This is a genomic window from Actinomyces oris (genome assembly GCF_001553935.1).
Classification (GTDB): Bacteria; Actinomycetota; Actinomycetes; order Actinomycetales; family Actinomycetaceae; genus Actinomyces; species Actinomyces oris_A.
This window is the reverse complement of record NZ_CP014232.1, coordinates 831256-856749: the sequence shown is the minus strand read 5'-3', so window position 1 is coordinate 856749 and position 25494 is coordinate 831256. Positions and strand designations below refer to the sequence as shown.

20 protein-coding genes and 1 pseudogene are annotated in these 25494 nt (G+C 69.5%); 20 read left to right on the top strand and 1 reads right to left on the bottom strand.

Annotation, left to right across the window (positions count from 1 at the left end; genetic code table 11):
- A complete protein-coding gene (locus AXE84_RS03665; RefSeq protein WP_010613098.1) occupies positions 1-747 on the bottom strand; it encodes a response regulator transcription factor in 747 nt (248 codons plus the stop codon).
- Positions 748-1053: 306 nt separating this feature from the next.
- Here AXE84_RS03665 and AXE84_RS03660 point away from each other — a divergent pair, with 306 nt between their 5' ends.
- The 20 genes and pseudogenes from AXE84_RS03660 to AXE84_RS03565 all read left to right on the top strand — a co-directional run bounded on the left by AXE84_RS03660 (position 1054) and on the right by AXE84_RS03565 (position 25486).
- Positions 1054-2406, top strand: coding sequence for a PAS domain S-box protein (locus AXE84_RS03660; protein ID WP_010613097.1), 1353 nt, complete (start codon positions 1054-1056; stop codon positions 2404-2406).
- Positions 2407-2575: 169 nt separating this feature from the next.
- Complete coding sequence (locus tag AXE84_RS03655) at positions 2576-3910, top strand: hypothetical protein (RefSeq protein WP_060956886.1); 1335 nt, start codon at positions 2576-2578, stop codon at positions 3908-3910.
- A 222-nt stretch (positions 3911-4132) separates the two neighbouring features.
- The gene (topA, locus tag AXE84_RS03650; protein WP_060956885.1) at positions 4133-7051 is read left to right on the top strand and encodes a type I DNA topoisomerase; all 2919 of its coding nucleotides are present in this window, start codon (positions 4133-4135) and stop codon (positions 7049-7051) included.
- 453 nt (positions 7052-7504) lie between these two features.
- Positions 7505-8047 carry a DUF3060 domain-containing protein gene (locus AXE84_RS03645; RefSeq protein ID WP_060956884.1) on the top strand — a complete coding sequence of 181 codons (543 nt, stop codon included), beginning with the start codon at positions 7505-7507 and terminating at the stop codon, positions 8045-8047.
- A 573-nt stretch (positions 8048-8620) separates the two neighbouring features.
- Positions 8621-9238, top strand: coding sequence for a DUF3060 domain-containing protein (locus AXE84_RS03640; protein WP_060956883.1), 618 nt, complete (start codon positions 8621-8623; stop codon positions 9236-9238).
- A gap of 7 nt (positions 9239-9245) precedes the next feature.
- Complete coding sequence (locus AXE84_RS03635) at positions 9246-9974, top strand: response regulator transcription factor (protein ID WP_060956882.1); 729 nt, start codon at positions 9246-9248, stop codon at positions 9972-9974.
- Positions 9971-11227, top strand: coding sequence for a sensor histidine kinase (locus tag AXE84_RS03630; protein WP_236750127.1), 1257 nt, complete (start codon positions 9971-9973; stop codon positions 11225-11227). Before AXE84_RS03635 ends, AXE84_RS03630 begins: the two co-directional genes overlap by 4 nt.
- A 119-nt stretch (positions 11228-11346) precedes the next feature.
- A pseudogene (locus AXE84_RS03625) lies at positions 11347-12599 on the top strand (OmpA family protein).
- A gap of 80 nt (positions 12600-12679) precedes the next feature.
- Positions 12680-13345, top strand: a complete 666-nt coding sequence (locus AXE84_RS03620) for a DUF3060 domain-containing protein (RefSeq protein ID WP_060956881.1) — start codon at positions 12680-12682, stop codon at positions 13343-13345.
- A gap of 257 nt (positions 13346-13602) precedes the next feature.
- Entirely contained in the window at positions 13603-14013 is a 411-nt protein-coding gene (locus AXE84_RS03615) for a GntR family transcriptional regulator (protein ID WP_060956880.1), read from the top strand.
- The gene (locus AXE84_RS03610; protein ID WP_060956879.1) at positions 14010-14837 is read left to right on the top strand and encodes an ABC transporter ATP-binding protein; all 828 of its coding nucleotides are present in this window, start codon (positions 14010-14012) and stop codon (positions 14835-14837) included. Before AXE84_RS03615 ends, AXE84_RS03610 begins: the two co-directional genes overlap by 4 nt.
- Positions 14830-15558, top strand: a complete 729-nt coding sequence (locus AXE84_RS03605) for an ABC-2 transporter permease (RefSeq protein ID WP_060956878.1) — start codon at positions 14830-14832, stop codon at positions 15556-15558. The genes AXE84_RS03610 and AXE84_RS03605 overlap by 8 nt, the downstream gene beginning before the upstream one ends.
- Positions 15555-16280, top strand: coding sequence for an ABC-2 transporter permease (locus AXE84_RS03600; RefSeq protein ID WP_060956877.1), 726 nt, complete (start codon positions 15555-15557; stop codon positions 16278-16280). The genes AXE84_RS03605 and AXE84_RS03600 overlap by 4 nt, the downstream gene beginning before the upstream one ends.
- Before the next feature lie 43 nt (positions 16281-16323).
- Positions 16324-17127 (top strand): ABC-2 transporter permease, encoded by an 804-nt coding sequence (locus AXE84_RS03595; RefSeq protein ID WP_060956876.1) that lies wholly within the window; start codon positions 16324-16326, stop codon positions 17125-17127.
- 139 nt (positions 17128-17266) lie between these two features.
- Positions 17267-18055: a dTMP kinase gene (gene tmk / locus AXE84_RS03590; RefSeq protein ID WP_060956875.1), complete on the top strand. Its 789-nt coding sequence runs from the start codon at positions 17267-17269 to the stop codon at positions 18053-18055.
- Entirely contained in the window at positions 18052-19302 is a 1251-nt protein-coding gene (locus AXE84_RS03585; RefSeq protein WP_060956874.1) for a DNA polymerase III subunit delta', read from the top strand. The genes tmk and AXE84_RS03585 overlap by 4 nt, the downstream gene beginning before the upstream one ends.
- Positions 19303-19420: 118 nt before the next feature.
- The gene (locus AXE84_RS03580; RefSeq protein ID WP_060956873.1) at positions 19421-20005 is read left to right on the top strand and encodes a hypothetical protein; all 585 of its coding nucleotides are present in this window, start codon (positions 19421-19423) and stop codon (positions 20003-20005) included.
- Positions 20006-20047: 42 nt separating this feature from the next.
- Complete coding sequence (locus AXE84_RS03575) at positions 20048-21733, top strand: alpha/beta hydrolase (RefSeq protein ID WP_060958128.1); 1686 nt, start codon at positions 20048-20050, stop codon at positions 21731-21733.
- Positions 21734-21916: 183 nt separating this feature from the next.
- Positions 21917-23560, top strand: a complete 1644-nt coding sequence (locus tag AXE84_RS03570; RefSeq protein WP_060956872.1) for an alpha/beta hydrolase — start codon at positions 21917-21919, stop codon at positions 23558-23560.
- A 183-nt stretch (positions 23561-23743) separates the two neighbouring features.
- Positions 23744-25486, top strand: a complete 1743-nt coding sequence (locus tag AXE84_RS03565) for an alpha/beta hydrolase (RefSeq protein WP_060956871.1) — start codon at positions 23744-23746, stop codon at positions 25484-25486.
- Positions 25487-25494: the final 8 nt, after the last annotated feature.

The window sequence follows — 25494 nt, the reverse complement described above, 5'->3', positions numbered from 1 at the left end:
TCAGCGGCGCTCATCGGTGCCGGCGGCCGGCTTGAGGACGTATCCGACGCCGCGCATCGTGTGGATCATGGGCTCGCGGCCCTTGTCGATCTTGCGGCGCAGGTAGGAGATGTACAGCTCGACGATATTGGCCTGCCCGCCGAAGTCGTAGTTCCACACCCGGTCCAGGATCTGCGGCTTGGACAGGACCCGGCGGGGGTTGCGCATGAGGTAGCGCAGCAGCTCGAACTCGGTGGCGGTCAGCTGGATCTCGTCCTCGCCGCGCCAGACCTCGTGGGAGTCCTCGTCCATGCGCAGGTCCCCGACCTCCAGCAGGGAGGCCTGCTTCTCCTCGCTGGCCCCGGAGCGCCGCAACAGGGCACGCAGCCGGGCCACGACCTCCTCCAGGGAGAAGGGCTTGGTGACGTAGTCGTCGCCGCCGGCGGTCAGTCCGGCCACCCGGTCCTCGACGGCGTCCTTGGCCGTCAGGAACAGGACCGGCACGTTCGGGCGGTGGCCGCGCACCCGGCGCATGACCTCCAGGCCGTCGAAGTCGGGCAGCATGATGTCCAGGACGATGACGTCGGGGTCGATCTCCTGGGCGGAGCGCACGGCTGCGATCCCGGTCCCGGCAGTGGTGACCTCCCATCCCTCGTAACGCAGGGCGGAGGCGAGCAGGTCGGCGAGCATCTGCTCGTCGTCGACGACCAGGACGCGCAAGGGGGAGCCGTCGGCACGGGTGAGGTTCTCGGTGGGGGCGTTAGTCACGTCATCTATTCAACAGGAAGGCGCTGTGCTCGACCACAGCGCAACCTGTGTCTCGACTGTGTTACCGATCTGAGACCGAACGGAGACGCGGCGGCTCGAACGCTGTGACATGCTTAAGCGGGTATGCGTCTTGGTTGTTGATCTCCACATTCGCATGCACCGGAACGTTACTTCGTAACGTCATCCCCATAGAGAAACGGTCCAGTGGTATCTCGGCCGTCCCCTCATCCAGCGTGTCGCCGTCGGTGAATCGGCGTCGGCCTTCTTTCCCTCATACATCCCTCATACAGCTACAGCAGGAGAGACATGGAATACGTCGATGGCAACGAGCGCCGCTTCGGTGCCGAGGACCTGTTCTTCTCGACGACGGATACCAAGGGTGTCATTCGCAGGACCAACCGGGTCTTCGATTCGCTGTCCCGTCACAGCTCCGAGGAGCTCGTCGGCTCTCCGCACAACATTATTCGGCACGACGACATGCCCGCCGGGGCCTTCAAGCTGATGTGGGACGAGCTCGAGCAGGGGCGCTCCTCCTGCGTCTACGTGCTCAACCGGGCCAAGGACGGGCGGGACTACTGGGTCTTCGCCACGATCGCCCCGCTGGCCGACGGCTACCTGTCCGTGCGCGTGCGCCCCACCAACCACGCCATGTTCACTCCCGTCAAGGAGATCTACGCCCGTGTGCGGGCCGCCGAGCGCGCCTACGCCGAGGAGGGCCACGGGCGCCGGGAGGTCGCCGAGCACGGGGCCGCGCTGCTGACCGAGGAGCTGGCGAAGCTTCAGTACCACGACCTGCACAACTTCGCCCGGGCCGCCCTCCCGCGGGAGCTGGCCCTGCTGGTCGTCGAGGGGGTGCGGGTGCCGCTCCGTGCCGAGTCGGACAATCCCATGTCCGCCGTTCTCCAGGCCGTCGCCGCCATCGAGCGGGACACCGACGAGCTCATCTACCAGCTCGGCGAGTACCAGGAGCTCATCAACGGCCTGGGCTCCTGGGCCGGCGGGGTGCGCTCGGTCATCGACCGGGCCGACCGCGTGGGCTCCCTCATGGGGGAGGTGACCAGCCCCGACGCCGAGTCCTCCGTTCCCAACGTCTCTGAGCGCGTCAAGGAGCGTGGGGCTCAGGCCGTCGAGGTGCTGCGCCAGCTCAACTCCTCCCTCGTGGCGCTCTACGAGGCGGCCTCCGAGGTGCGCTTTCGCAGCTCGATGATGCGTCTGCACACCCTCATGGCCGGCATCTTCGCCGCCGCCGTCCTGGACGGCCAGGAGGGGGAGTCCGCCGACGCTATCGGCGACCTCGCCGAGGCGATGCTCTCCGACCTGGAGGAGCTCGTGCCCTCCTGCCAGGAGGCGGCCAACCTGGCCGAGCGCCTGGAGGGCGACCTGAGATCCGTGGTCAGCAACCTCGACCGCGTCAAGCGGCCCTTCCAGCGCTGGATCCGCGCTCTTCAGGACGAGGGGGCCCAGGCGCTCGTCGAGGGCGTCGACGCCGAGGCCGCCCTGAGTGAGGCCGTCGCCGTGGGTGAGCAGGGCTTCCCGGAGACGGCCTCGCTGGCCGAGCTGGCCGCCAAGGCCCGCGGCGTCGTCGTGACCTTGGACGAACCCGTCATCCGCCAGCGGGTGGCGACCGTCCGCGAGACCCTGAGTCACCTGGGGGAGTAATTGGAGATAATCTACAAGATAAGACCCACCTTATTGGTGACAATGTCATAAATTGTCTTCCGCGGGCACGTACGTTTCGTTACCTTCTTCCCGGCACTGTGTGAGGAGCTGAAGGAATAGTCCTCTGGCGAGGTGCTCCCGCGAATTATTCACCCCGAAGGAAAGCACCATGGAGTCGCAGGTCGGTTACGAGCGTTTGTTCGATCCGCAGGACATCTTCTTTTCCACCACGGATCTCAAAGGCGTCATTCAGAACACGAACCGGACGTTCGATACGTTATCGCGCTACTCGCGCGAGCGTCTCATCGGGGCTCCGCACAACATCATTCGTCACCTGGACATGCCGGCGGGTCTGTTCCGCCTCATCTGGGACGACCTGCAGACCCGGCGCCCCGCCTGCGGCTACATCACCAACCGTGCCGTGGACGGCCTGGACTACCGGGTCTTCGCCACCATCGTGCCGCTGCGCCAGGGCTTCCTGTCGGTGCGGATCAAGCCGATGGACACTGCGACCAGGGACCGGGTCGAGGAGGCCTACCGCCGGGTGCGCACCAAGGAGCGCGACCTTCAGGCCCGGGGTGCCTCGCGCCACCAGCTCGGTGAGTTCGGCGGCCGTGAGCTGGCCGCGGAGCTAGCGGCCCTGGGCTTCCCCTCCCTGCACGACATGACCCTGGTGACCCTGCCGCGTGAGGTGGCCGCCCTGGTCGCCGCCGGGGTGCGCGTCCCGGCGGCCGCCCCCGAGGGACTGGGCGCCGTGGCCCGGATCCTCAACGCGGTGGCCGCCATGGAGAAGGACACCGACGCTCTGGTCTTCGAGCTCGACGAGTACTTGCGCCTCATCACCACCATGGAGGCCACCCACGACTCGGCCCGGGCGGTGGAGGCGCGAGTGGGGCGCATCGGCCAGCTCGTCTCCCACGACGTCGGCGACAGCGCCCAGACCAAGGTGCTCATGCTCGGTGAGCGCATCGCCGAGCTCACCGGCGTCGCGGGCGCCGAGCTGCACGGGCTGCCCTCACGGCTCAAGGTCCTGCACCAGTCGGTCACCGAGCTGCGTTTCTCCGTGGCCCTCATGCGCCTGATCACCCTCATGGTGGGGCGCTTCGCCCAGTCCATCCTCGATGGCACTGAGGTGGACGCCGTGCACTCCCTGACGGACCTGTGCGAGGCGCTCGAGTCCGGCATCCGCGGCCTGGGCCCCGTGCTGCAGGCCGTGAGCACCCAGGTCGCCCAGCTTAACGACGCCCTGCACACCGTGACCTCCAGTCTGGACCGTGCGGCCCGGCGCCTGGGGCAGTGGGTGGACCTGCGTGGCGGCGGGGCCGGCTCCTCAGGCTCGCCGATCATCGACGAGGTCGCCCAGCTCACCTCCCGAGGCTTCCCCGAGGTCCGCTCCCTGGCCGAGCTGGCCGCCGAGTGCCGCGGACTGCACCTGCCCTACGACGAGAACATCGCCGCTCAGCGCCTGGCCGCTGTGCGCAGCGCCCTGGCCGAGCTCATCTGAGACGAAAGTCGTTCTTCCGGGCACTGCCTGGTTGGAAAAGGTGGGTGGTGCGTTACAGTCGGCTGGGAGCCGGCACGCGCCGACTCCCCACCGTCCCCCTCGTCGGGGCCCCGGATCGCCCGGATCCTCACGATCCCGTGGCGAACGTCGGGGCTCGGCGACAACCACCCGCAGACCCACCAGTCGCGGCCAGCCGCGCACCACCCGTGAGGAAGGCTTTACGTGTCCACCAAGCTCGTCATCGTGGAGTCCCCCAACAAGGTGCGCTCCATTGCCGGCTACCTGGGTCCGGAGTTCGACGTCGAGGCCTCCGTGGGGCACATTCGCGACCTGCCGCAGCCCTCCGAGCTGCCCGCCACCATGAAGAAGGGCCCCTACGGGAAGTTCGCGGTCGACGTCGAGGACGACTTCACCCCCTACTACGTCGTCAACCCTGACAAGAAGAAGACGGTCGCCCAGCTCAAGAAGGCCCTCAAGGAGGCCGACGAGCTCTACCTGGCCACCGATGACGACCGCGAGGGCGAGGCCATCGCCTGGCACCTCCAGCAGGTCCTCAAGCCCAAGGTGCCGGTGCGCCGTATGGTCTTCACTGAGATCACCCGCGAGGCCGTCACCCGGGCCCTGGACAACACCCGCGAGCTGGACATCCACCTCGTCGACGCCCAGGAGACCCGACGCATCCTGGACCGCCTCGTGGGCTACGAGGTCAGCCCGGTCCTGTGGCGCAAGGTCCGCGCCGGCCTGTCCGCCGGGCGCGTGCAGTCAGTGGCCACCCGACTCGTCGTCGAGCGCGAGCGCGAGCGCATGGCCTTCCGCTCCGCCTCCTACTGGGGGGTGGAGGCCACCTTCTCCACCGTCCTGTCCGCCGTGGACGTCACCGCCCGCCAGGAGGCCTCCTTCACCGCCCGGCTCGTCACCCTCGACGGGCGGCGCGTGGCCACCGGGCGCGACTTCAACGACGACGGCCAGCTGCGCCCGGCCGCGCTCAAGGCCTCCGCCGTCCACCTCCACCAGGTGGGGGCCACCGCCGTGGCCGAGGCCATCGGCCGGGGAGAGCCGCGCGTGGTCGGCGTGGAGGACAAGCCCTACAAGCGCCGCCCGGCCGCCCCCTTCACCACCTCCACCCTCCAGCAGGAGGCCTCCCGCAAGCTGCGCATGAACCCGCGCGAGACCATGCGCGTGGCGCAGGGCCTCTACGAGAACGGCTTCATCACCTACATGCGTACCGACTCCACGGTCCTGTCCGGTCAGGCCGTGGCCGCGGCCCGCTCGCAGGTGGCCGAGCTCTACGGGGCCGAGTACGTCCCCGAGCGCCCCCGCGTCTACGCCTCCAAGTCCAAGGGCGCCCAGGAGGCCCACGAGGCGATCCGCCCCGCCGGCGACCACTTCCGCACCCCGGCCCAGGTCTCCGGTGAGCTCACCGGCGCCCAGTTCCGCCTCTACGAGCTCATCTGGAAGCGGACCGTGGCCTCCCAGATGGCCGACGCCGTCGGCTCGACCGCCACGGTCACCGTCGAGGTGCCGCTGACACCCGTGGCCGGCGAGTCGCGCGACTCCGGCCCCACCTTCTCCACGGCCGGCCTGACGGCGTCGGGCACCGTCATCACCTTCCGCGGCTTCCTGGCCGCCTACGAGGAGGGGCGCGACGCCGAGCGCTACCAGGACGACGCCGGAGCCGCCGCCAAGGACTCCAAGGACGTGCGCCTGCCCGCGATGATCGCCGGGCAGGAGCTGGCCGCCCTGGACGCCGAGGCCTCCGGCCACGAGACCACGCCGCCGCCGCGCTACACCGAGGCCTCCCTGGTCAAAGCCCTTGAGGAGCGCGAGATCGGCCGCCCCTCGACGTATGCGGCCACCATGTCCACCATCTCCGACCGCGGCTACGTCGACCACCGAGGCCAGGCCCTGGTGCCGACCTGGCTCGCCTTCGCCGTCACTCGGCTGCTGGAGGAGAACTTCGCCGAGCTCGTCGACTACGACTTCACCGCCTCCATGGAGCGCGACCTGGACCGGATCGCCGCCGGCGAGGAGGACCGGGTCGCCTGGCTGCGGCGCTTCTACAACGGGCAGGGTGGGGCCGGCACCGAGCAGGCCGTCCAGGCCGCCTCGAACGAGCTTGAGGCCGCGGCGGCTGCGCTGCGCGCCCAGGGGCTCAAGGGCCTGGTGGACAACCTCGGTGAGATCGATGCCCGCGCCGTCAACTCCATCGAGATCGGCGAGGGCATCACCCTGCGCGTGGGGCGCTACGGCCCCTACCTGGAGGACGCCGAGGGCAAGCGTGCCAACGTCCCGGCCGACCTCGCCCCCGACGAGCTGACCGTGGACAAGGCCCGCGAGCTCTTCACCCGCGCCGCCGACGACGGCCGCGAGCTCGGCGTCGACCCGGCCAGCGGGCACGTCATCATCGCCAAGGACGGCCGCTACGGCCCCTACGTCACCGAGGTCCTGCCCGAGCCGGAGGAGACGGCCGAGGCGGAGGCGACCAAGACTGCGAAGACGGCCAAATCGACGAAGGCGAAGAAGACCGCGAAGGCAGCCAAGCCCAAGCCCCGTACCGCCAGCCTCCTGCGCTCCATGGACCTGTCCACCGTGACCCTGGAGCAGGCCCTGGACCTGCTGAGCCTGCCGCGCGTCGTCGGCCAGGACCCGGAGTCGGGGGAGGACATCACCGCCCAGAACGGCCGCTACGGGCCCTACCTCAAGAAGGGCACGGACTCGCGCTCCCTGGAGACCGAAGAGCAGATCTTCACCGTCACCCTGGAGCAGGCCCTGGAGATCTTCGCCCAGCCCAAGCGGCGTCGAGGGCAGGCGGCCGCCCGCGGGCCGCTGCGGGAGCTGGGGCAGGACCCGGCCACTGAGAAGCCGGTGGTCATCAAGGACGGTCGCTTCGGCCCCTACATCACTGACGGGCAGACCAACGTCACCGTGCCCCGCAGCGAGGACCCGGCCACCATCAGCGCCGAGCGGGCCTTCGAGCTGCTCGCGGACAAGCGCGCCAAGGGCCCGGCCAAGAAGCGCACCACCCGCAAGACCACCGCCAAGAAGACCACGACGAAGAAGGCCGCCGCCAAGAAGACAGCCGCTAAGAAGACCGCCGCTAAGACGGCGTCGAGCAAGGCGGCCGCCTCGAAGGAGGGCTGAGGGGCGCGGTGGGGCGGGCCTGCGGCGGCGCGGTGGACGTGCAGCGTTGGTGCGGGCCTGCGGCAATGGCGTGGGCTTGCGGCCCTGCTGTGGACGTGCAGCGTCGGTGCGGGCCGCTGGTACTACTGCCGCCGTCGCCGGCCACTGCTGCTGGCCGCCGTCGCGAGCCTTGGCCGGGGACATTCTGCGCGCCGGGGTGCGTTCTCCTTCGGTCGGGGACAGTCTGCGCGTCCGGGGACCGGATTCCTGTCCCCGACGGCGTCGAGTGCCCCCGCCTGCGAGCAAAGGTCTCCGACGGCGGAGAATGTCCCCGTCCGCGCAAGCCCAGTGCCCCGTGAGCATCATCGTGGCCCGTGTCGTAGTTCTGTGACAGTACTGCGACGATAGGGGGGGTATTCGACCGGTATTGTGTTTCGCGTATAGCTCCCCACGTGATCCTTGAGAGGGCCCGTTATGCGTCTGCCCAAGAACGTTCTCGCCGGTACCGCCGCCCTGGCTCTGTCCCTGACCCTGGGCGCCTGCTCCCTGTCCGTCAACGGCTCCGGCTCCGGGGACTCCGGCACGCCGGCCGCCCAGTCCGAACAGAAGGAATTGTCCAATACTGATACCCAGGGGGAGGAGGCGGCCGACCCCCAATCCTCTTCCGGCGGCTCAGCTCAGGCCGCTGCCGCTCCCATTACAGACCCCACCTGGAAGGACATCATCAGCAAAGGGGATCGGGAGGAGGTCTTACGCAATTTTTCTGTCGTGGGCGACGGACTTACCTACAACCTGGTCGGTAGCATCGGGGATCTGAACGTCGGAGGATCTGATGTTAGGGTCGCCGCCGAGGATGTGGACACGGTGACCATTAGGGGCTCCAACGTCACTGTCTACGCCCGCGACATCAAGCACCTCCGCATCATGGGCTCCAATGCCATCGTCCACTGGTTGGGTGACGACCCCGACATCCAGGACACTGGCGCCAACAACACCACCGGGAAACTCACCCAGTGAGACTGCCATGGCCCATCGTGCCGCACCGGCTCCGTCCGCCATCATCCTGTCATGAACGATGAAGCCCCTGCCCGTCTCTCACTGGGCCCCCCACCTGGAGCGTGACGGATCAGGGGTGGCCGGGCCTGGACTCCTATCATCTGCTCACATAGGTGGACGTGCAGCGTCGGTGCGGGCCAGCGGCAATGGCGTGGGCTTGCGGCCCTGCTGCGGACGTGCAGCGTTGGTGCGGGCAGCTGGTACTACTGCCGCCGTCGCCGGCCACTGCCGCAGGCCTCCGTCGCGAGCCTTGGCCGGGGACATTCCACGCGCCGGGGTGCGTTCTCCTCTGGTCGGGGACAGTCCGCGCGTCCGGGGACCGGATTCCTGTCCCCGACGGCGTCGAGTGCCCCCGCCTGCGAGCAAAGGTCCCCGACGGCGCAGAATGTCCCCGTCCGCGCAAGCCCAGTGACCCGTGAGCATCATCGCGGCTGGTGTCGCAGTTCTGCGACAGCACCGCGACGAGGAGGGAACACCTAGCCGGTATTGTATCTGGTGTACAACATCCCCCATGATTCCTGAGAGGAACCCATCATGCATCTGCCCAAGATCGCTCTCGCCGGTACCGCCGCTCTGGCCCTGTCCCTGACCCTGGGCGCCTGCTCCTTGTCCGTCAACGGCTCCGGCTCCGGGGACTCCGGCACGCCGGCCACCCAGTCCGAGCAGAAGGACTCGCAGAGCGCCGACTCCAAGGATGCGTCCAAGGCCGATGCCAAGGGGGCCGCGACGGCCGACTCCCAGTCCTCCTCCGGCGGCTCGGCCCAGGCCTCCACGGCCCCCAGCAACAAGGCCGGGGACACGGATGACGACAAGGACGGCGACGACGCCCCCATCACGGACCCGACCTGGAAGGACATCCAGAGCACCGGTCAGCGCACCGAGGTCTCCGGTACCTATACCGTCCAGGGAGCCGGAACGACCCTCAACCTGGTCGGCGACCTCGACACGCTGGCGGTTCAGGGCTCTGACGTCAAGGTCGCCGCGGAGGACGTCGACACCCTCACCGTTCAGGGCTCCAACGTCACCGTCTACGCCCGCGACATCGACCACCTGACCATCCAGGGCTCCAACGTCACCGTCCACTGGCTGGGCGACGACCCGACGATCCAGGACCTCGGCGCCGGCAACACCACCGGGAAGCTCTCCCAGTGAGTCTGTCGTGACCCATCCCGCCGCACCGGTTCCGTCCGCCACCGTCCTGCTCGTCGACGACGAGGCCCCCATCCGCCGCTCCCTGGGCCCTTACCTGGAGCGCGGCGGGTACCGGGTCCTGCTCGCCTCGGACGGGATGGAGGCCCTGGACATCCTGGCCTCCTACCAGGTAGACATCATCGTCTCCGACGTCCTCATGCCCAGGATGGATGGGCGCGAGCTGGTGCGGCGGGTCAGGGCCGGTGGGGCCTGGACCCCCATCATCCTGCTCACCCAGGTGGACGCCTCCTACGAGCGGGTCTCGGCCCTCGACGACGGCGCCGACGACTACCTGTCCAAGCCTTTCGACCCCGCCGAGCTCGCCTCCCGGATCCGCGCGGTGCTGCGCCGTACCCGCGGCGTGGCCCAGCCGCTGACCTCCGCCGCCCGGCTCACGGCCGGACAGCTCGTCCTGGAGCGGACCTCGCGGCGAGTGACCCTGTCGGGACGCGAGGTGACGCTCACCCCGAAGGCCACGATGCTCCTGGACTACCTCATGAGCCATCCCGGCGAGCTCCACACCCGGGACGCCCTGCTGGCCTCCCTGTGGGGCATCGACTTCGCCACCTCCACGCGCGCCGTCGACCACCGCATCCGCGAGATCCGCCAGGCCCTGGGCGACGACGCCACCCACCCCACCTACATCGAGACGGTCCCCTCCGTCGGCTACCGCTTCCGGGCCGAGGTCCGGGCATGAGCCGCTCGCCGATGTCGCCTCAGCTGCCGCCCTCGGTCCCGCCGCGTCCGGTGCCCGCGCAGGACGGCCGTACCCGCTACATGGAGCCGGCGGTGGATACGGGAGGGCCGAGCACCATGCCGGTCACCTGGCCCACAGAGCAGGCTGGGCAGCCGACGCAGACTGAGCAGTCCGGACAGCCGGTCGCCCACCCGCTGGCCGGCCAGCCGGCGAACCCGCCGCAGCCGGCGGTCGAGCCACGCCCCGCCGAGCCCTCGGCCGGGGTCGTTGCCGAAGCCGTCGCCGAAGCCGCCCCGGCACCTCTAGACCCCACGACGGAGACGCCCCGGCGGGCCGGCTGGATCGGATGGGTGCTGGCGGCGGCGGTCGTGGCCGTCGCGGCGGCGGCCTCCTATGCGGCTTTCGGACTGGTCCCGGTGGTCATCTCCACGGCAGTGCCGCTGGTGGTGGCGCAGACCGGGATCGTGCTGCTGCTGCTCGCCCTGGCAGTGGCCGTGATCCGCCGCAGGCTGCGTCTGGCCGAGCAGCGGGGGCGACGTCAGGCCCAGGAGGAGGCGTGGTCTCGTCACCAGCAGTTCCTGCGCCGGCTGGACCACGAGCTGAAGAACCCGCTGACGGCGGTGCGGGCCGCCGTCGCCGACCTGCCGCAGGCCCCGCCCCACGAGCTGCAGGCCCGGGTCGACGTCGTCGACGCTCAGGCCCGCCGCATGGGGCGCTTGGTGACGGACCTGCGCAAGCTGGCCGACCTGGAGACGGCCGCGCTCTCACTGGAGGACGTCGACATCGCCGAGACCGTCCACGACGCCGCCCAGGCGGTCGGCGAGGAGGGGGCGGCGCGTGGCGGCGGGCCCAAGATCCGTCTGGATCTGCCGCAGGTGCCATGGCCGTTGTCGCATGTGCGCGGCGACGGCGACCTGCTGTACTCGGCCGTCTACAACGTCATCTCCAACGCCTCCAAGTACACCCAGCCCGGCGGGACCGTCGAGGTGCGCGGTCGGGAGGAGTCGGGCACTGTCACCATCGAGGTGGCCGACACCGGGATCGGGGTGCCGCAGGCCGACCTGCCGGCCGTGTGGAGCGAGCTGGCCCGGGCCGGCAACGCCCGGGGCCTACCGGGCTCGGGGCTGGGGCTGGCGCTGGTCTCCACGATCGTGCGCCGCCACGGCGGCAGCGTGCGCATGGCCTCCCGGGAGGGCGTGGGGACCCGGGTGTGGCTGAGCCTGCCCGTCGCGGGCCCAGCGGAGACGCCGTGACCGCATGGCGCGCCGGCGGCCGGGGCTGAAGAACCCTCCATCACCCCGCCGCGCCTCTGTCGCAGTCCTGCGACAGGGCGGGAACCGAGCGGCGACAACGATTCAGTAACGTTCAGGTCATGACAAAAGCACTCGTCTCCCTGCCCTCCCTGTCCCTGATCGCCGCCCTCGCGCTGAGCGGCTGCTCCCTGTCCATCGGAGGCGGTTCGTCCTCGCAGGCCCAGGGGCAGCAGGCCCAGGCCAGTCAGGCCGGCTCGGACTCCGCCGGCTCCGCGGGAAGCACCCAGGGCTCCGCCTCCGCCTCGGCGTCGGGAACCTCCGGCTCCGCGGGCCAGGCCGTGGCCGGCTATGAACCCGGACAGATCCCCCGATCCCCATGATCTCCCTGCCCGATCTCAGCCTGCTCACCCAGTCCACGGGCGCCTTCACCCCGGATCTCACGCGCTCCATCACCTCCCAGCCCGGCATCACTGTCAGGCCCGCCCGCTGCGACGCGAGCGGATCGCTCGTCTCCGGCTCCACGGTCCTGGGCGGGGACGGCTCGATGACCACGAGCTCGGGGAGCACCTCGGTCACCAACAACGGTGACGGTTCGGGAACCTTCAGCGACGGGAAGGTCTCCATCACCAACAACGGTGACGGCTCGGGCACCTACTCCGACGGGAAGGTCTCCATCACCAACAACGGTGACGGCTCGGGCACCTACAGCGACGACTACCTCTCGGTCACCGTCAACGGCGACGGCTCAGGCACCTACAGCAACTCCACCACCGGGGAGTCCATCACCCTCGACGGCAAGGGCTCGGGCACCTACAGCCGCTCCGGGGTCTCCATCACCAATAACGGTGACGGCTCGGGCAGCTACAGCGACGGCACGATCTCCATCACCAACCTTGGCGATGGCAGCGCCATCGTCAACGGCTCCACGATCTCGGCCAAGCCCGTCCCCAAGGCCGGCAAGGTCGGCACCTTCCCCTCCATCGACGCCGCCAAGCCCGTGCAGTCCTGCGGCACCGTCATCACCCTGGAGGACAGCGTCCTGTTCGACTTCGGCTCATCCGACCTGCGCGGTGAGGCCTCGACCACGCTCATCAACCTGGCCACCGTCCTCAAGGACTCCAAGGCCCCCAAGGTTCAGGTTCAGGGCCACACCGACTCCGTCTCCGACGACGCCTTCAACCAGAAGCTCTCCGAGCAGCGGGCGCAGGCCGTCTCAAGCGCCCTGAAGTCCAACGGTGTCACCGCTGATCTGGAGGCCGTCGGCTACGGCGAGACCAAGCCGGTGGCTCCCAACGAGAACCCCGACGGCTCCGACAATCCCGGCGGCCGCCGCCTCAATCGCCGCGTCGAGGTCTTCGTCCCGGCCTTCTGAGCCGTCTCCCGGCCATCAGGTCACTCTTGCATGATGCCCACCCGACCTCCCGCACCACATCTGGATACCGGAGAAGAACCATGTCCCCGACCACTCGTCCCCTCCGTCCTCGCCGCGCAGCCGCCGTCATCCTCGTGGCCCTGTCCCTGACCGGCATCAGCGCCTGCTCCATCTCAGTGGGTGGAGGCTCGACCGACCAGGGAACCGCCGCAGCAGCGGGTCAGGAGGGCTCGCCGTCGGAGCAGCCGGCATCGTCGTCGCCGTCAACGACTGCGACGACCGCCTCCCAAGCGCCCCGATCGCAGGCCGCTGCGCCCAGTACCCAGGAACAGACCTCGCCTGCCGCCGTCGGTTCCAGCGCCCCCGAGGCCGGCGCCCAGCCCGCGAGTGGTGAGCGCCCCGGAGCTCGGGCGCCCATCACCGACAGCGACTGGCTGAGCGACCTGGAGTTCGTGGAGCAGACCGTCTCGGCGAGCCCGACCATGCTCCTGAACAAGTCCGGCGACGACGTCCGTATCGAGGGGGAGGTGAACAGTCTTAGTGTCGCCGCCAACAACACGAAGGTCTTCGCCGACTACGTCGGTCTGCTGACCATCTCCGGCAACAACGTCACCGTGTACGTCAAGGACGTCGACCGCGTCGTCATCAAGGGAACCAACGCGGAGGTGGTCTGGGCCGGCAACAGTCCGACGGTGGAGGACTTCGGCCACAACACTGAGACCCGCCAGCAGGGAAGCGAGGGCTGAGCCCCGCCTCGCCGCGCCTTACCCGTCCAGCTGCCATCGCGATAGTCGACGGCGCGCAGCGGCGACGTCTGAAGGGCGCAGTGACCTGACCTGTTCCTGAATCCCGGCGACTGGGCCTGCACCTGGGCCCGGTCGCCGGGGTCGTCTCTGCTCCGAGGCGCCTCGGTCACCGGTGTCCCACACCGTATGCGGTGGACCAGCACTTGACTCCCCTGTGCACATACTGTCTATAGTGTGTATGTACAGAAGGAGTTGCCATGCCGCTCTCGGTCGTCCTGTCCAACACGGCAGGAGTTCCCATCTACGAGCAGATCGCCCAGCAGGTCAGGGACGCGATCCTGACCGGCCAGGTGGAGGCCGACGAGATGCTGCCCTCGATCCGGGCGCTGGCCCGGGACCTGCGCGTCAGCGTCATCACCACCACCCGCGCCTACTCCGACCTCGTCGCCGAGGGCTTCCTGGCCAATGTTCCCGGCAAGGGCTACTTCGTCCTGCCTCGGGACTCCGAGCTGGTGCGCGAGCAGGTGCTGCGGGAGGTCGAGGAGCACCTCGACCGCGCCGTGGAGCGCGCGCGCCTGGCCCAGCTCAGCGACGAGGAGCTCCACGCCATGCTGCAGACCATCATCGCCACCTCCGCCACCCCCGCCACTTCCAAGGAGAAGCAGTGAACCCCGTCGAGATCTCCCACCTGACCAAGCACTACCCGGACTTCAGTCTCAACGACGTCACCTTCTCCGTACCCGCCGGTTACGTGACGGGCTTCGTCGGGGCCAACGGCTCGGGGAAGACCACCACTATCAAGGCCGCCCTGGGTATGATCCACCCCGATTCCGGCTCGGCCACCACGGTGGGACACGAGCGCATCGGTGTCGTCTTCGACGCCCCGCCCTACAACCCCGAATGGCGCCTGAAGGACCTGGGTCGCGGCATCGGGCGCTTCTTCCCCACCTGGTCCCAGGAGCGCTACGACGCCGAGCTCCAGGCCGCGGGCTTGGCCCCCACCAAGAAGGTCAAGGAGCTCAGCCGAGGCATGGGCATGCGCCTGCAGATGGCGGTGGCCCTGGCTCACGATCCCGAGCTGCTCATCCTCGATGAGCCCACCGGCGGTCTGGACCCCTTGGCCCGCAGCGAGATGGTGGACATGCTCGCCCAGTTCATGGTGGAGGAGGGCCGCACCATCCTGTTCTCCACCCACATCACCTCCGACCTCGATCGGCTGGCCGACTACCTGGTCATCCTCAGCCGGGGCAGGGTCGTGGCCAACGGCACCGCTGAGGAGATCCTCGGCTCCTTCCGGCTTGTGCGCGGCACCCCCGAGCACCTGACCGACGCCGTGCGCCAGGCCGGCCTCGGGCTGCGCAGCACGTCGCTGGGCTGGGAGGCCATGATGCCGGCCGACGCCGCTGAGGCGCTGGCCGACCGCGTCGTCGTCGAGACCCCCACCATTGAGGACCTCGCCGTGCACATCGCCAAGGAGGCGGGCCGTGAATGACCTCATGACCACGGATCGACGTGAGCGCCCCGCCGAGGCAGCCGCAGTGGCCGAGGTGCCGGCCGGCGCGACGATGAGGGGTGCCGCGGGCGGGCCCGGACGGGTCGGCCGGGTGCTCTTGCTGGTGCGGTTGCACTTCCTGAGCATGCGGGGTCCTCTGCCCTCTCTCCTCGGCCTTCTCCTCATCGTTGGCGCCGCCGGCATCGTCTTCGGCAGTACTGCCCCGGTCAGCGGATTCCTTGCGGGGACCGCCCTGGTCGGGGGCCTCTCGGGAGTGATGGCCGAGCGCTCCGGCATCAACCGTCTGCTGGCCTCCCTGCCCGTCTCCCGGGCCGACGTCGTCAACTCCTACTGGGCGCTCGCGATGCTGCATCTCCTGGCCGCCTCGGTCCTCTATGCGGCCATAGGCCTGCCTCTGGGCGTGCACCCGGGGAAGCTGCTCGTTTTTCCCCTCGTCCTCATCACGGGGCAGGCCCTGGGAATTCCCGTGTTCCTGCACTTCGGGCCTGGGCGCGGTCTGCTCGTCTGGGCGGTTTCGATCCTTGTCGCTTCGATCCTTGCCATCGGGGCTCTGGGCCTGCTGGTATCCAGCGTCGGGCCGATCTGGGACCTCCCTGCGGGGACGACGACGGGAGGCGGCCTGCTCCTGGCCCTGGGGGCCGGCGCCCTCATCGGCCTGTGGGTGTTGAGCCACTACCTCTACCTCAAGCAGGACCAGTGAGCGCCACGATGATGGAGACGACGACGGGGGTGGCGCCGGATGGCTGCCGGGGCAGCGGAGCGACCGCGCCGACTGGGCCGGCCGGCCCTGAGGGCAGCGGCGAGACGGCGCTCGCCGGGGTGGGGGCGGTGCTGCGGCTCGACCTCATCGTGCTGCGCCGGCGTGGTCCACTGCTCCTCCTGCCCCTGGCGCTGGCGCTGTTCATCGCCATGGACGTCCTGGCCGGCCGTCTGCAGACGACGGTGATGGCGGGGGTCGCCCTGGGACTGTGCGCCCAGTACGCCCAGGGGGCCGTTGAGTCCGCTCACCACATGGAGCGCCTCTACGGGGCGCTGCCGCTGCGGCGTAGCGAGCTGGTCGGTGCCCGCTGGGTCGAGGGGGTCGCCCTGGCGCTCCTCTCCGGCCTGGTCTGCGTGCTGGTGGCCGCTCTCACCGGTGACTGGGGTGGCCTCATGGCCGGCATGGTCGTCATCTGCCTGTCCGCGGCTCTCGGGCTGCCCCTGTTCCTATGCCTGGCCCCCGAGCGGGCCCTGTGGGTGTGGGGGCTGTGCCTCGGGGCGGGAGCCGGGGCCCTCTACGGCGGCACCCCGCTGCTGGCAGGACCCGTGGCCGAGGTACTGCGCGAGCCGGCACCCGCCGTCCTGGCGGCCCTGGCCTGCCCCGCCCTCCTGGGCGCCTCCCTGGTGGTGGCCCTCCGCTGGTACGGGCGCCAGGACCACTGAGGCCCGGCCGAGGAAGAAGCAAGAAGAAGTGAGGAGATCGACCATGCCCGAGTCCGTGCCCACGTCCGAGTCCGTCGTGTCCGCTGCGCGGGCCGCAGCCACTCTGCCCACTGCCGCCGAGTCCTGCGGCACTCAGGTTCCCAGTGCGCCTGCGGTGGTGCGGGGGCCAGGTGCCCTGAGCCGGTGGGAGACGGTGAGAGCCGTCATGCGCCTGGAGCTGCTCATCGCCTGGAGGCGACGGGACACCGCGGCGCTGCTGGGACTGTACGCGCTCGGTGCCCTGGGGGCGGTCGTGCCCGGGCTGAGGGGCTGGCTGGGAATCTTCTCCCCGGAGAACCTGGTCTACTACCTGCCGGCCGCGGCGTTGATGGTGGTTCTGGATCTGTGGCGGCCCTCCCGTGAGGCCCGGATGCGTCAGCTCTACGCGGCGCTGCCCGTTACTCGTCTTGATGTCCTGGCTGCCCGCTACCTCCTGCTCGCTGCCGGCTGGGTGATCCTGTTCGTCGGGGAAACAGCAGTGCTCCTGGCCGTGGGTGGGTTATCGAACGACGCCGTGGGCCGGCGCCTCACCTTTCTGTTCCTCTTTGGGGTGATCGCCGCGGTGGAGCCTGTCCTGCTTGTCGCGTATGGCGGGACCACCTCCCTGCCCGTGCTCGCCCTGTGGGGCCTCGCCATCGGCTTCTGCATCGAGATGCCCGTGGTCTTCGGGGTGCTGAGTGCACTGGAGTCCATGCCTCAGCAGGTGGTGCTGGCCGGCGGGCTCGGGCTCATCGCCGTGCTCTCCGCCGTGGGGCTGGGAGCCTCCTGGCGGACCTGCTGCCGTATCTACCTCCGCCAGGACCACTGAGAGCATCGCCTGAGAGCATGAGTGGCGGTGGCCGGTGACGACGCCGTTCCACGCTCCAGGGCGCCACCTCACCCAGTGCGCCTGCCGGCGACCGGTCGGCGCTCCCGGGGCCTTCCCCACGGACCGTTACCCTGGGCCTGTGACCACCGCTGCCCCTCCCGCTGCTTCCGGCGCCCCCGTCCCGCCCCCGTCCGGCCCCGGTCTGTTCATCTCCTTCGAGGGAGGCGACGGTGTCGGCAAGACGACGCAGATCCGCATCCTCGCCGACCTTCTGACCGCAGCGGACGTGGACCACATCCTCACCCGTGAACCGGGCGGCACCGAGCTCGGCGTCGAGATCCGCCGCCTCCTCCTGCACGGCGGGCACGTCGCCCCGCGCGCCGAGGCCCTCCTGTACGCCGCCGACCGCGCCCACCACATCGCCACCCGCGTGCGCCCCGCCCTCGAACGCGGCGCCGTCGTCCTGGCCGACCGCTACCTCGACTCCTCCGTCGCCTACCAGGGCGCGGCCCGCTCGCTCGGCCCCCAGGAGGTCCGCGACCTGTCCCTGTGGGCCACCGAGGGCCTCCTGCCGGACCTGACCGTTCTGCTCGACGGCGACCCCGACCTGGCCGAGCGACGCACCACCGGCCGCGGAGCCAAGGACCGCCTCGAGCAGGAGGGGGACGCCTTCCGCGTCGCCCTGCGCGAGCAGTTCCTCACCCTGGCCCAGGCCGAGCCCGAGCGCTTCGTCGTCGTCGACGCCGACCGGCCCGTCGACCAGGTGGCCGACGACGTCATCGAGGCCGTTGTCGCCGCCGTGCGCCGCCACGGCGTGCACCTCGCCCACGGCGGGGCCCACCAGGGCGTGCTCCTGGGGCTGGAGGCCTTCGTGGAGGCCGCCGCCCGCCGCAGCGCCGCTGGACCAGGCGGGGAGGCGCGCTCATGAGTGTGTGGGAGGACGTCGTCGGCCAGGAGAGCGCCGTGGCCGCCTTCACCGCCGCAGCCCAGGCCGCCCGCCAAGCCGCCCAGCAGCGCGAGGCGCACGCCGCCGGTCTCGCCCCCGAGGGGGCGCGAGACGGGGGAGCGGGCTCTGCGGCGGCAGCAGCGGCCGGGCTCGCCATGACCCACGCCTGGCTCGTGACCGGCCCGCCCGGATCGGGCCGCTCGAACGCCGCCCGCGCCTTCGCCGCCGCCCTGCAGTGCACCGGCCCCGTGCCCGGCTGCGGGCAGTGCAAGCCCTGCCGTGACGTCATGGCCGGCTCCCACCCCGACGTCGTGCGCCTGGCCACCGAGAAGCTCATCATCACCATGGACGAGGTCAAGACCCTCATCGGTGAGGCCCAGCGCCGCCCCTGGACCGGGCGCTGGCGCGTCATCCTCGTCGAGGATGCCGACCGCATGGCCGAGCGCACCACCAACGTCCTGCTCAAGTCCATCGAGGAGCCCCCGCCCCAGACCGTCTGGCTGCTGTGCACCCCCAGCGCCGACGACGTCCTGCCCACCATCCGCTCCCGCTGCCGCCTGGTGACGCTGCGGATCCCGCCGGCCGACGCCGTCGCCGAGCTCCTCGTGCGCCGCGACGGCGCCGACTCCGAGCTGGCCGCCCGGGCCGCCCGGGCCAGCCAGTCGCATATCGGGCTCGCCCGCCACCTGGCCACCGACGCCGACGCCTGGGACCGGCGCCGCCGCCTCCTGCTGGCCCCCGTCTCCCTGCGCAGTGTCGGGGACGCCGTCCTGGCCGCCGCCTCCCTGGTGGAGGCCGCCGAGTCCGAGGCCAAGGAGGCCACCGCCGAGCGCGACGCCCGCGAGAAGGCCGAGCTCACCCGCGCCCTCGGCCTGGAGAGCGACGGGAAGATCCCGGCGGCCCTGCGCGCCCAGATCCGCCAGCTCGAGGAGGACCAGAAACGCCGCGCCAAGCGTGCCCGCACCGACGTGCTGGACCGGGCCATGATTGACCTGCTGTCCTTCTACCGTGACGTGCTCACCACTCAGATGGGCAGCGATGTCGAGCGCGTCAACCTCGACTTGTCCGACGCCGTCGACCAGGCCGCCCGTACGACGAGCCCCGAGCAGTCCCTGGCCCGTATCGCCGCCATCGAGGAGTGCCGCAGCCGCCTGCGCTCCAACGCCGCCCCGCTGCTGGCCGTCGAGGCCCTCATGGTCCAGCTGCGACCCCAGGCCGAAGGACGATGAGCACCCTGTCCCGCCCGAGCTGCGGCGGGGCATGAGGTCGCCGTCGTCGGGCGCGGGTCACTGCCGGAGCGACCTCCAAAACCAGGACGGCTTTGGACAGGTGTGCAAGAGTCGTGACATGACCGTGACACAGTCCGGGGCCGAGGACGCCGACCACGCCGCTCGGTTCGAGCCGATCATCCGTAGATCGAGCCCGCAGGAGCGAGTCATCGCCTGGGGGCTGACCGCCGTCGGCCTCCTGGGGCTGGCCATCGGGCTGGCAATCATGACCTTTGGGCAGTACCGGGGAATGCTCGCCTGCCTCGCCGCGGCGGCACTGTGCCTCCTCATGGGCTACCTGACCCTGCGGCCGCGGACCGTCTTCGACCGCAGCGGCATCCACAGCAGGACGCTGCTGCGCTCCCACAACCTCGCCTGGCCCGGTTCCCGGGACGACTTCGACATCGCCCGGCAACCCCGATCCGCTCTGCGCTTCCGCGAGGCAGGCCCGAGCGTGCAGGCGACAGTACACAGCGAGGCGGGCACGGTGGCGCTGGGAGGAATGACCGCTCGGGCACTCACCGAGCCCAGGGCCCGCTACCTCATGGAGGAGGAGCTCGACCAGATCTGGGCCTGGGCCGCCTCCTGGAACCTGGTGCCCGCTGAGGACCCGGAGGGCAACGGGACTCGTGGGGGAGAGGGGCGCGGCCCATCTCATCCCTGAGAGGGAGCATGCACCTGCTGGTCGGTTCATATGATGGTGCCCATGGAAACGAGAATGAAGCATCCTCCCCAGAATCGTCCTGATCGTCCCTCGTCCACGGGTGTGAGCGACGCAAGAGGCTCCGGTGGCCTTCGACGTCGTCGGGTGTCTGCCGGGGTGCTGGCGGCTGTGGCGGGTGTGTGCCTGGGGGTGGGGGCCGGTGTGGTTCCTGCTGCTGCGGCGCCCGCTGCGGGGTCGGCTCCGGCGGCGTCGTCCAAGGCGGCGGTGCCCAAGGGGCTGGAGTCCTTCTACGGTCAGAAGGTCGCGTGGTACGACTGCGTGGCCACTGCCGGGGTGGAGAAGTCTGCTGACAAGACCGGTTTTCAGTGCGCCAAGGTCAAGGTTCCGCTGGACTACTCCAAGCCCGATGGGCAGACCATTGAGATCGCGATGAAGAAGCACCAGGCCACCGGTTCAGTGCGCCAGGGCACCCTCTTCATGAACCCCGGCGGCCCCGGCGGATCCGGGGTGGACGACGTCGGCGCGATGGTGGACTCGACCTTCGCCGGCGTCCAGAAGTCCTACGACATCATCGGCTTCGACCCCCGCGGCGTCGGCTCCTCCACCGCCGTGAACTGCACCTCCGACACCGAGCTGGAGGCGAAGACGGAAGACGCTCCGGTCAATGCCGGAGAAGGTGCCGCGACATTCGAGCAGCGGGCCGCCGTCATCTCCGCACAGTTCAAGCAGTTCGAGGCCAGCTGCGCGGCGGGCACCAAGCCTGCCGAGCTGCTCGACCACGTGGACACCGTCTCGGTGGCCCGGGATCTTGACGTGCTGCGGGCGCTGTCCGGGGACCAGAAGCTCAACTACGCGGGCTTCTCCTACGGCACCTTCCTGGGGGCTCACTACGCCGAGCTCTTCCCCGCCAACACCGGCCGCATGGTCCTCGACGGCGCCCTCGACCCCAGCCTGAGCCTCAGCGAGCACATTCTCGGGCAGGCCCGGGGCTTCGAGCGGGCGCTGCGCAACTATGTCTCCTGGTGCCAGTCGGGGCAGAACTGCCCCCTCTCCGGTGACGCCGACGCCGGCGTCAAGCAGATCGGGGACATCTTCAACTCGGCCGACCAGTCGCCCGTGCCCTCCTCGGACGCGAACCGTCCGGTCACGGGTGACGACATGAAGCAGGTCGTGTCGGTCATGCTCTATTCTCCGGAATCCTCCTGGGACGTCCTGAACGAGGCATTTGGGCAGGTCGTCAACCAGAAAGACGCCTCGGCCTTCAGGGCTATCGCGGACCGGCTCGAAGCTCAGCCCCTAGTCAACACCGGTGCGAACATTGCCATCAACTGCCGGGACTACCAGGTCGAGGGTGACATGGCCACCTGGAAGGCGCAGAGTGAGAAGGTGCAGAAGGCCTCACCTCGCTTCGCGTCCACGTTCGATGGTGCCGAACTGGGCTGCCAGGCCTGGGGGCACACCAACCCCCAGCCGTCCAAGAAGCTCCACGCCAAGGGAGCCGCGCCGATCCTTGTGATCGGGACGACCGGTGACCCGGCCACGCCGTACGAGGATGCCGTGTCCCTGGCCGATCAGCTGGACTCCGGCCAACTCCTCACCTGGGAGGGCAACGGGCACACGGCTTACGCCAGCTCCGGGCGCGGCCCCTGTGTCATCAAGGCGGTCGACACCTACCTGCTGAGCGGCACCATGCCCAAGAAGGGGCTGACGTGCCACGGCACGGAGTGAGCCCGCGAGAAAACGCCACCCTCCCGCCGGCTGTCCGCTGAGGATCGTCAGGGAGCGTTGCGGGCAGGCATCACCGTGGTTGGGGCGCCGAAGACAGGCGCCCCAACCACGGTTCTTTTTCTTCTCTCAGATGCTCACCCATGACACGGACGCGTTCCGTTTACTGTTTGTAATATAACGTTTATGAAAAATAGCGTGAATGAATTCTCCGGTCCGCGACGAGTCGCTCCGGGGCGTCGTCGGGTGTCTGCCGGGGTGCTGGCGGCTGTGGCGGGTGTGTGCCTGGGGGTGGGGGCCGGTGTGGTTCCTGCTGCTGCGGCGCCCGCTGCGGGGTCGGCTCCGGCGGCGTCGTCCAAGGCGGCGGTGCCCAAGGGGCTGGAGTCCTTCTACGGTCAGAAGGTCGCGTGGTACGACTGCGTGGCCACTGCCGGGGTGGAGAAGTCTGCTGACAAGACCGGTTTTCAGTGCGCCAAGGTCAAGGTTCCGCTGGACTACTCCAAGCCCGATGGGCAGACCATTGAGATCGCGATGAAGAAGCACCAGGCCACCGGCTCGGTGCGCCAGGGCACCCTCTTCGTCAACCCCGGCGGCCCCGGCGGATCCGGGGTGGACGACGTCGGCGCGATGGTGGACTCGACCTTCGCCGGCGTCCAGAAGTCCTACGACATCATCGGCTTCGACCCCCGCGGCGTCGGCTCCTCCACCGCCGTGAACTGCACCTCCGACACCGAGCTGGAGGCGAAGACGGAAGACGCTCCGGTCAATGCCGGAGAAGGTGCCGCGACATTCGAGCAGCGGGCCGCCGTCATCTCCGCACAGTTCAAGCAGTTCGAGGCCAGCTGCGCGGCGGGCACCAAGCCTGCCGAGCTGCTCGACCACGTGGACACCGTCTCGGTGGCCCGGGATCTTGACGTGCTGCGGGCGCTGTCCGGGGACCAGAAGCTCAACTACGCGGGCTTCTCCTACGGCACCTTCCTGGGGGCTCACTACGCCGAGCTCTTCCCCGCCAACACCGGCCGCATGGTCCTCGACGGCGCCCTCGACCCCAGCCTGAGCCTCAGCGAGCACATTCTCGGGCAGGCCCGGGGCTTCGAGCGGGCGCTGCGCAACTATGTCTCCTGGTGCCAGTCGGGGCAGAACTGCCCCCTCTCCGGTGACGCCGACGCCGGCGTCAAGCAGATCGGGGACATCTTCAACTCGGCCGACCAGTCGCCCGTGCCCTCCTCGGACGCGAACCGTCCGGTCACGGGTGACGACATGAAGCAGGTCGTGTCGGTCATGCTCTATTCTCCGGAATCCTCCTGGGACGTCCTGAACGAGGCATTTGGGCAGGTCGTCAACCAGAAAGACGCCTCGGCCTTCAGGGCTATCGCGGACCGGCTCGAAGCTCAGCCCCTAGTCAACACCGGTGCGAACATTGCCATCAACTGCCGGGACTACCAGGTCGAGGGTGACATGGCCACCTGGAAGGCGCAGAGTGAGAAGGTGCAGAAGGCCTCACCTCGCTTCGCGTCCACGTTCGATGGTGCCGAACTGGGCTGCCAGGCCTGGGGGCACACCAACCCCCAGCCGTCCAAGAAGCTCCACGCCAAGGGAGCCGCGCCGATCCTTGTGATCGGGACGACCGGTGACCCGGCCACGCCGTACGAGGATGCCGTGTCCCTGGCCGATCAGCTGGACTCCGGCCAACTCCTCACCTGGGAGGGCAACGGGCACACGGCTTACGCCAGCTCCGGGCGCGGCCCCTGTGTCATCAAGGCGGTCGACACCTACCTGCTGAGCGGCACCATGCCCAAGAAGGGGCTGACGTGCCACGGCACGGAGTGAGCCCGCGAGAAAACGCCACCCTCCCGCCGGCTGTCCGCTGAGGATCGTCAGGGAGCGTTGCGGGCAGGCATCACCGTGGTTGGGGCGCCGAAGACAGGCGCCCCAACCACGGTTCTTTTTCTTCTCTCAGATGCTCACCCATGACACGGACGCGTTCCGTTTACTGTTTGTAATATAACGTTTATGAAAAATAGCGTGAATGAATTCTCCGGTCCGCGACGAGTCGCTCCGGGGCGTCGTCGGGTGTCTGCCGGGGTGCTGGCGGCTGTGGCGGGTGTGTGCCTGGGGGTGGGGGCCGGTGTGGTTCCTGCTGCTGCGGCGCCCGCTGCGGGGTCGGCTCCGGCGGCGTCGTCCAAGGCGGCGGTGCCCAAGGGGCTGGAGTCCTTCTACGGTCAGAAGGTCGCGTGGTACGACTGCGTGGCCACTGCCGGGGTGGAGAAGTCTGCTGACAAGACCGGTTTTCAGTGCGCCAAGGTCAAGGTTCCGCTGGACTACTCCAAGCCCGATGGGCAGACCATTGAGATCGCGATGAAGAAGCACCAGGCCACCGGCTCGGTGCGCCAGGGCACCCTCTTCGTCAACCCCGGCGGACCCGGCTACTCCGGGGTGGAGATGGTGGAGAACAACGAGATCCAGTTCTCGCCCGCCCTCAACCAGGCCTACGACATCATCGGCTTCGACCCCCGCGGCGTCGGCTCCTCCACCGCCATCACCTGCGATGACGGAGCGGGCCAGCAGCCCGCCAAGGCCGCCCAGGGGGGCATGGGCGTCAGTGACCCCCAGCCCGGCTCCCTCGTCGCCGACGTCGCCGGGGACGACCCCACCCCCTTCCGGGACGCTGAGAATCCTGCTGCCGACGGCGGAGCGGAGGCCAACGTCGGCTTCCCGACCCTGATCGACGAGATCACCAAGGACTTCACGCAGGAGGAGGCCAGCTGCGCCGCCCACACCAAGCCGGCCGGGCTGCTCGACCATGTGGACACCGTCTCGGTGGCCCGGGATCTTGACGTGCTGCGGGCACTGTCCGGGGACCAGAAGCTCAACTACCTGGGCTTCTCCTACGGCACTTACCTGGGGGCTCACTACGCCGAGCTCTTCCCCGCCAACACCGGCCGCATGGTTCTCGACGGCGCCGTCGACCCCTCCCTGTCACTGGGGGACCGGGCCGCCGGGCAGGCCCAGGGCTTCGAGGCCGCGCTGCGCACCTACGTCCAGCAGTGCCAGTCCGGCCAGGCCGTCCAGGAAGGCCAGAGCTGCCCCCTGACCGGTGACGCCGACGCCGGAGTCCAGCAGGTTCGCGCCCTCATCGCCTCGGCGGACCAGACACCGCTCAAGACCGCGGATCCGAACGTCACCGTGGACGGCAGCACGATCCGCAGCGCCATCCGCCGACTCCTGTACTCCTCCGAATATTGGCCCCTCCTCACCTATGCCCTCGACCAGGCCATCACCCAGAAGGACGGCTCCTACATCCAGGTGCTCTACGGCAAGGTGACCGCCGGAGGCAGCGCCCCGACCTTCTACGCCGTCAACTGCCAGGACATCCCCGTCCAGGGCGACATGACCAGCTGGGAGAAGGAGTACCAGCAGATCCTCCAGAGCTCGCCCACCTTCGGCGCCTCCTTGGGCAACCAGGATGCGCGTTGCCAGGCCTGGGGGCACAACGGGACCCGCAAGCCCGCTCCCATCCACGCCAAGGGGGCGGCCCCCATCCTGGTGGTGGGCACCACCGGTGACCCGGCCACGCCCTACGCCTGGTCCCAGGCCATGGCCGATCAGCTCGAGTCCGGCCGGCTCCTGACCTGGGAGGGCAACGGCCACACCGCCTACGGGCGCGCGGGGGCCTGCGTCCAGAAGGCCGTCGACACCTACCTCACCAGCGGGACCCTGCCCAAGGAGGGCCTGACCTGCACAAGCGGTCAGTAAGGCCGGAC

What these genes read in the sequence shown, in the direction of transcription:
- AXE84_RS03660 (WP_010613097.1), top strand. Translation starts at nt 1,054, where the DNA reads ATGGAATACGTCGATGGCAACGAGCGCCGCTTCGGTGCCGAGGACCTG.
- AXE84_RS03655 (WP_060956886.1), top strand. Translation starts at nt 2,576, where the DNA reads ATGGAGTCGCAGGTCGGTTACGAGCGTTTGTTCGATCCGCAGGACATC.
- AXE84_RS03645 (WP_060956884.1), top strand. Translation starts at nt 7,505, where the DNA reads ATGCGTCTGCCCAAGAACGTTCTCGCCGGTACCGCCGCCCTGGCTCTG.
- AXE84_RS03640 (WP_060956883.1), top strand. Translation starts at nt 8,621, where the DNA reads ATGCATCTGCCCAAGATCGCTCTCGCCGGTACCGCCGCTCTGGCCCTG.
- AXE84_RS03630 (WP_236750127.1), top strand. Translation starts at nt 9,971, where the DNA reads ATGAGCCGCTCGCCGATGTCGCCTCAGCTGCCGCCCTCGGTCCCGCCG.
- AXE84_RS03620 (WP_060956881.1), top strand. Translation starts at nt 12,680, where the DNA reads ATGTCCCCGACCACTCGTCCCCTCCGTCCTCGCCGCGCAGCCGCCGTC.
- AXE84_RS03615 (WP_060956880.1), top strand. Translation starts at nt 13,603, where the DNA reads ATGCCGCTCTCGGTCGTCCTGTCCAACACGGCAGGAGTTCCCATCTAC.
- AXE84_RS03595 (WP_060956876.1), top strand. Translation starts at nt 16,324, where the DNA reads ATGCCCGAGTCCGTGCCCACGTCCGAGTCCGTCGTGTCCGCTGCGCGG.
- AXE84_RS03585 (WP_060956874.1), top strand. Translation starts at nt 18,052, where the DNA reads ATGAGTGTGTGGGAGGACGTCGTCGGCCAGGAGAGCGCCGTGGCCGCC.
- AXE84_RS03580 (WP_060956873.1), top strand. Translation starts at nt 19,421, where the DNA reads ATGACCGTGACACAGTCCGGGGCCGAGGACGCCGACCACGCCGCTCGG.
- AXE84_RS03575 (WP_060958128.1), top strand. Translation starts at nt 20,048, where the DNA reads ATGGAAACGAGAATGAAGCATCCTCCCCAGAATCGTCCTGATCGTCCC.
- AXE84_RS03570 (WP_060956872.1), top strand. Translation starts at nt 21,917, where the DNA reads ATGAAAAATAGCGTGAATGAATTCTCCGGTCCGCGACGAGTCGCTCCG.
- AXE84_RS03565 (WP_060956871.1), top strand. Translation starts at nt 23,744, where the DNA reads ATGAAAAATAGCGTGAATGAATTCTCCGGTCCGCGACGAGTCGCTCCG.